Raw genomic sequence first — 6801 nt, 5'->3', positions numbered from 1 at the left:
GCAATTAACATCATTACCAAAGCGGGTAAGAATAATGGTCAGTTTGGAAAAATATATGCAGGATATGGCACCGACGACCGCTATGCAGCAGGTGGTAATGTAAATATCTTTAACGGAGATAGGCGTATATCTATCATAGGCATGTCAAACAATATCAACCAGCAGAACTTTAGCAATGAAGACCTACTAGGTGTTATGAGCGCCTCTAGCAGTCAAAGACGTGGTGGTGGAGGCAGACCTCCACGCAGACCTGGTAGCGGCACAGACGTTAGTGATTTTATGGTAGGCAGTCAAAATGGAATAACACAGAGCAATTCAATAGGGCTCAACTACTCGGACAACTGGGGCAAGAAAATAAAAGCCTCAGGAAGCTATTTTTACAACAGCACCAATAACGATAACCAAACCAATCTGAACCGTCAATACATTTTAAGTGACACCTCACTTATGTACAACGAAGAAAACATTGCTGAAAGTAAAAACCAGAATCACAGATTGAACTTACGAGTAGAGTATGACATAGATAGTAATAACTCCATCATTATATCGCCAAGAATAAGCTTACAAGACAATAAAGCCACATCCCTACTCGACGGATATAGTTTCTACACTAGCGACATAATAGATAGCAGAACAGATAATAATACCGGTGCCAATAATTTAGGGTATAACATATCCAATGACCTATTGTATAGACACAAATTCAAAAAACAAGGCAGGACTTTGTCTATCCTAGCAAGAACGCAAGTAAACAATAGCAATGGTGATGGCAATACATACTCTTTGAACACCTATAGCCGTAATGATAGTAGCTTAATAGACCAACGTTACGCTAAAACTGCCAAGAGCAACACCCTATCTGCACGCATCATGTATACTGAGCCTATATCAAAGGGCATACAACTGATGGCAAACTATAGCCCGAGTATCACAAACAATAATGCCGACAAGGAAACCAACAACAGGAGCATAGCAGAGCAAGCCTATAGCAATTTTGACACACTGCTTTCTAATAAATATAAAAGCACCTATACAACACATGAAGCCGGTGTAGGCTTAAGGTTTCAACACAACAGAAAACTAATGGGAATGATCGGTATAAACGGACAAATATCTGAACTAAAAGGAACACAAGAATTCCCTACCCTGTTTACTGTCAACCAATCGTTTACCAATGTACTACCGAGAGCTTTTATCAATTATCGTGCAGGCAAAGGGAAAAATGCCCGCTTGATGTATCATGCACATACTAATGCGCCTACTATTACTCAGCTACAGAATGTAGTAGATAACAGTAATCCATTGTTACTTACTACAGGCAATCCTGACTTAAAGCAAACCGTACAGCACAGAATAATGATGCATTACAATAGTGTAAACACTAAATCATCAAGTAGTTTCTTTGCATACCTTATGGCCAACTTTGCAGAAGATTATGTTGCCAACGCTACTTACATACCAACACGAGACACAATACTAAGTAATGGCACAATAGTAAACCAAGGCAGCCAGATATCACTACCGGTAAACCTTGACGGATATTTCAACGGTAAAGCCTTTATAACCTACGGGACGCCTGTAAGCCTGTTAAAAAGCAACCTTAACCTGAATGTCGGTTTCACCTACACCAAAACACCTGCACTTATAAACGACCAACTAAACCTATCTAACAACTACGAATTTAGCGGAGGACTTGTTGTAGGAAGTAATATTAGCGAACAGGTAGACTTCACCCTATCCTATACAGGCAACTACAACATAGCTAAGAACACACTACAGTCACAGAACGATTATACCTATTACAACCAAATAACCTCGTTAAAACTAAACTGGCTGACGTTAAAGGATAGACTGGTATTAAACACAAACATTAACCATAGTCTATACACAGGGATGACAGATGGCTTTAACCAGAGTTTCTTTTTATGGAATGCATATGTAGGTTACAAATTCCTTAAAGACCGCTCACTGGAAGCCAAGATAAGTGTATATGACCTACTTAATCAAAACACAAACGTTAGCAGAACAATTACCGACACTTATATTGAAGACAGTTATAGCAATGTATTGAACAGATACTTCATGCTAACAGTTACCTATACACTACGCAACTTTAAGATATAACTACAAATAAATAAGCCGCTACTAATTGTAGCGGCTTTATACATAGATAGTATTTTACTTTTATTTGCTCATCATCTTCTTAGCTTCGATACTAAGTGTAGCATGAGGTACAGCACGCAAACGAGCCTTCTCGATCAACTTACCTGTAACACGGCAAATACCGTAGGTCTTATTCTCGATACGAACCATTGCATTCTCCAAGTGATTGATGAATTGGATCTGACGACTAGCAAGCTGAGACAATTGCTCACGCTCCATAGCGCCACTACCATCTTCCATATTCATGTAGCGGTTTTCTGTATCTTCAGTACCTGCTTCATCCTTACGGGTGATCAAACCTTGTAAATATCCTAACTCTTTACGAGCTGCTGCTAATCTCTTATTGATGATTGCTTTGAATTCGTTTAATTCTTCGTCGCTGTAACGATACACTGGTCCTTTCTTTTCTATTGGTTCATCTAATATAGAGCGTGTAAAATCAGGTTGATAATTGATCATTGTTTTACTCGCCTTATCTTTTTTATCTGTTGCTTTATCCAACTTGCGGTGTGCAACAATTACTTGAGGTTTGTCTTCACGCACACGAGATCTTCTACCCACCTTTGGTTTTGGTGAAGGCTTTGGTGCATTCTTTTCCGCCTCTTTCTTTTCAATTGCCTTTATGGCTGCTGCTGTTTTCTTTTCAGCTGCCTTTTTTTGAGCGGCAGTAAGCTTTTTCTCATTCGCTTCTTTAGCTGCAGCTTTCTTTGGTGCAACTTCTTTTTTAACCTCAGCTTTCTTAACCGTTGCTTTTTTTGCTACCTTCTTAGGCGCTGCTTTCTTAGCTACGGCCTTTTTAGGAGCTGCCTTTTTAGCTGTTGCTTTTTTAGGAGCAGACTTTTTAGGAGCTGCTTTTTTAGTTGTGGATTTTTTCACTGTTCCCTTTGTCTTTTTAGATACCGTTTTTTTAACTGGCACCGCCTTCTTAGCTACTGTTTTCTTTTTAGCTGTTGCTTTGTTCACTACTGTTTTCTTTGCTACTTTCTTAGGAGCTGCTTTCTTCACAGTTTTTTTGGCAACAACTTTCTTTGCAGTAGCCTTCTTAGCTACTGCCTTCTTTGCTACTTTTTTAGGAGCTGCTTTCTTTACAGTTTTCTTCGTCGGTGTTGCCTTTTTATTAGAGACTGCCTTTTTAGCGGCAGTTTTCTTCACTACTTCTTTTTTGGCTGGTGATGCCTTTTTTGCCTTTTTAGGGGCCACAGTTTTCTTAGCAGGAGCTTTTTTAGCTGTTGCTTTTTTGTTTGTGACAGTTTTTTTAGCTGTTGCTTTCTTTTTTGTGGCCATAGCTTTCTTTTTTAGTTTTTAGATATTAACACTTTAAAGGATGTATCACCAACCTCAATATCAGTACCAGACTGAATTTGAGGTAATAATTCAATATTGTCTGCTAAAATTTCCGTGCAAATATAATCTTTGAAATTTATTATTGCAGATTTTAATAAGTCCTGTTCCTCAACCTGAACATTGATCCTATCTGTTAATTCTAAACCACTCTCCTTGCGAATACGCTGTATGCGGTTCACTAATTCCCTAGCATTACCTTCGTCTTCCAATTCTGGGGTCAAGGTGATATCCAGCGCTACGGTCAGTGCATCCTTATTGGCTACAGACCAGCCCGGTATATCCTCTGCGATGATTTCCACATCGTCCACACTTATATCAATAACCTCGCCATCTATTGTTAAAGCGTAGGTCTTTTCTTTTTCCAGTTTTGAAATATCCTCATCTACTAGCTGACCAATAGCTGCCGCCACCATCTTCATCTTCTTGCCCATGCGCGCACCTAGTGTCTTAAAGTTTGGCTTCACCTTCTTTTTGATAAACCCTTCAGTATCAATCAAGTACTCTAACTCCTTCACATTTACTTCATTCTTCACCAAGTCTTCTACCTGTTGTATCTGCTCTTGCATACGCTTGTCCAACACAGGAATCAAAACTTTGGTCAATGGCTGACGAACCTTGATATTCACCTTTTTACGTATACTTAATACTAAAGATGTAATATCCTGTGCCAGTTGCATACGCTCTTCCAAGTCTGTATCAACTGCGTCTGCATTCACTTTAGGATACACAGCTAAATGTACAGACTCTTCTTTATGGCGTTTGGTAATACCATTTAGGTTTTGGAACATCCAGTCAGCAAAGAATGGTGCTATCGGAGCCATCAATAAAGACATAGTCTCCAAGCACTCATAAAGTGTTTGGTAAGCTGCTATCTTATCTGCCTCGTACTCTCCTTTCCAGAAACGACGACGACACAAGCGCACATACCAATTACTTAACTGCTCATCTAGGAAATATTCCATAGCTCTACCTGCCTGTGTAGGCTCATAGTCATTAAAATAATCAGTCACCTTACCTACTAAAGTGTTCAGTTCTGATAATATCCAACGATCTATCTCAGGACGCTTGCTAACAGGTATATACTCTTCGCTAAAGTTGAAGCCGTCTACATTGGCATATAAAGCAAAGAACTGATACGTATTATATAATGTACCGAAGAACTTGCGCTGTACTTCTTGTATACCCGCAAGGTCAAACTTCATACTATCCCACGGGCTGGCATTGGTTATTAAATACCAACGGGTAGCATCAGCACTATATTTCTCAATAGTTTCAAAAGGGTCTATCACATTGCCTACACGCTTACTCATCTTGTTGCCCTTCTTGTCTAGTACCAGACCGTTAGAGACCACCGTTTTGTAAGCCACACTGTCAAACAACATCACACCCAATGCATGAAGTGTATAGAACCATCCACGTGTTTGGTCTACCCCTTCAGCTATAAAATCGGCAGGGAATTGACTGCCTTGAATATCTTTATTCTCAAACGGATAGTGCCATTGTGCATAAGGCATTGCCCCGCTGTCAAACCATACGTCTATCAAATCTGGCTCGCGGTACATAGACTGCTTGCCATCGTCTGTAGCCAATACCAGTTGGTCAACCACAGGTTTGTGTAGGTCTAGCTTTTCTACATCTTGGTCGTACACCGCAGCTTGGTTAAGGTTCAGCACCTTGTCGGCGTGTCTTAACTCCTTCATCAGCTCCTCGATACTACCTATGCATTTCACCTGCTCACCATCTTCGCTCACCCATACAGGTAGTGGCGTACCCCAGTAGCGCGAACGGCTAAGGTTCCAGTCTACCATATTCTCCAACCAGTTGCCAAAACGTCCGCTACCAGTAGCAGCAGGCTTCCAGTTGATGGTTTTGTTCAGCTCTATCATTCTATCCTTCACCGCTGTGGTTTTGATAAACCAAGCATCCAACGGATAGTAAACAATAGGCTTATCGGTACGCCAACAGTGTGGGTAGCTGTGCTCGTATTTCTCTACCTTGAAGGCTTGCCCTCTTAGTTTTAAGTCTACGGCTATGTCTACGTTTACGTCTACGTACTCGTCATCGTCTTTATAGTTCTTCACAAAGCGACCACTAAGGTTGCCCAAGCTGTCTACAAACTTTCCTTCTTTATCTACCAGTGTAAGAATACCAATACCTGCTTGCTGCCCTACCTTAAAGTCATCGGCACCAAAGGCTGGTGCTGTGTGTACGATACCTGTACCATCTTCGGTAGTCACAAAATCGCCCGATATAACACGGAATGGGTCGCCACCTGCTATCTCGGCAGTATTACCCTCGTAAGGCATTAGCTGCTCGTAGCGTGCATCCACTATATCCGCACCTTTAAACTCGGTAAGTATAGACCAAGGTAGTAGTTTGGTTTCGCTGGTATACCCTTCAAAGTCACCATCCTTACCTTCTTCTTTAAAGTATTTGCCCAACAACGCTTTTGCTATCACCACATTAGTAGGCTGGTGCGTGTAGGGGTTGAAGGTTTTTACCAATACATAATCGATCTTAGGCCCTACGGTAAGCCCACAGTTGCTTGGCAATGTCCACGGTGTGGTGGTCCATGCCATAAAGTACACCTCATCGCTACCTGCTGCATCAAAGAGCATTTGCGTTTTGGCATCCTTCACTGCTTTGAACATGGCTACTGCCGTAGTGTCTTTCACATCTTTATACGTACCCGGTTGGTTCAGCTCGTGCGAGCTAAGACCTGTACCCGCCGCGGGACTATAGGGTTGTATACTAACACTCTTGTATAAGTATCCCTTTTTGTGTAGCTCTTTTAATGCCCACCATAGGGTCTCGATGTATTTGTTGTCGAAGGTCACATATGGGTCGCTCATGTCTACCCAATAGCCCATCTTCTCCGTAATGCTCTCCCACTCGCTCTTATAACGCATTACTGCCTCACGGCATTTTTGGTTATAGTCCTCTACACTTATTTTCTTACCTATATCTTCTTTTGTGATGCCCAACTCCTTCTCTACACCCAACTCTACGGGAAGACCATGTGTATCCCACCCAGCCTTACGCTTCACCTGATAACCCTGCATGGTTTTGAACCTACAAACAAGATCCTTCAGCGTACGGGAAATAACGTGGTGTATGCCAGGCATACCATTAGCACTAGGCGGCCCTTCGTAGAAAACGAATTCTTGCTGCCCATCGCGCTGTTCCACACTTTTACGGAATGTATCTTGCTCCTTCCAGTTGGCTTGTGTTGCCTGCTCTATCGCAGGCATATCTAACTTGCTGTATTCCTTGTATTTATCCGACATAGACTAT

At 41.5% G+C, this 6801-nt stretch carries 3 protein-coding genes (1 of these 3 running past the window's edge); 1 reads left to right on the top strand and 2 read right to left on the bottom strand.

Annotated features, from left to right (window positions below; translation table 11 throughout):
* On the top strand, positions 1-2124 hold the 3' portion of the coding sequence (locus R2800_02055) for an outer membrane beta-barrel protein (protein ID MEZ5015810.1). It extends 663 nt beyond the left edge of the window; only the last 2124 of its 2787 coding nucleotides appear in the window; its start codon lies beyond the left edge, outside the window; the stop codon is at positions 2122-2124.
* A gap of 60 nt (positions 2125-2184) precedes the next feature.
* Here the strand turns inward: R2800_02055 and R2800_02050 are convergent, their stop codons facing one another.
* Together R2800_02050 and ileS are read right to left on the bottom strand one after the other, a co-directional pair.
* Complete coding sequence (locus tag R2800_02050) at positions 2185-3447, bottom strand: TraR/DksA C4-type zinc finger protein (protein MEZ5015809.1); 1263 nt, start codon at positions 3445-3447, stop codon at positions 2185-2187.
* Positions 3448-3458: 11 nt separating this feature from the next.
* Positions 3459-6794, bottom strand: a complete 3336-nt coding sequence (ileS, locus tag R2800_02045) for an isoleucine--tRNA ligase (protein ID MEZ5015808.1) — start codon at positions 6792-6794, stop codon at positions 3459-3461.
* Between the last annotated feature and the right edge of the window lie 7 nt (positions 6795-6801).

It is taken from the genome of Flavipsychrobacter sp. (assembly GCA_041392855.1).
In the GTDB taxonomy this organism is placed as follows: Bacteria; Bacteroidota; Bacteroidia; order Chitinophagales; family Chitinophagaceae; genus UBA5543.
Note: the sequence above shows the minus strand (reverse complement) of the source record. Positions and strands in the feature narration are given on the sequence as shown.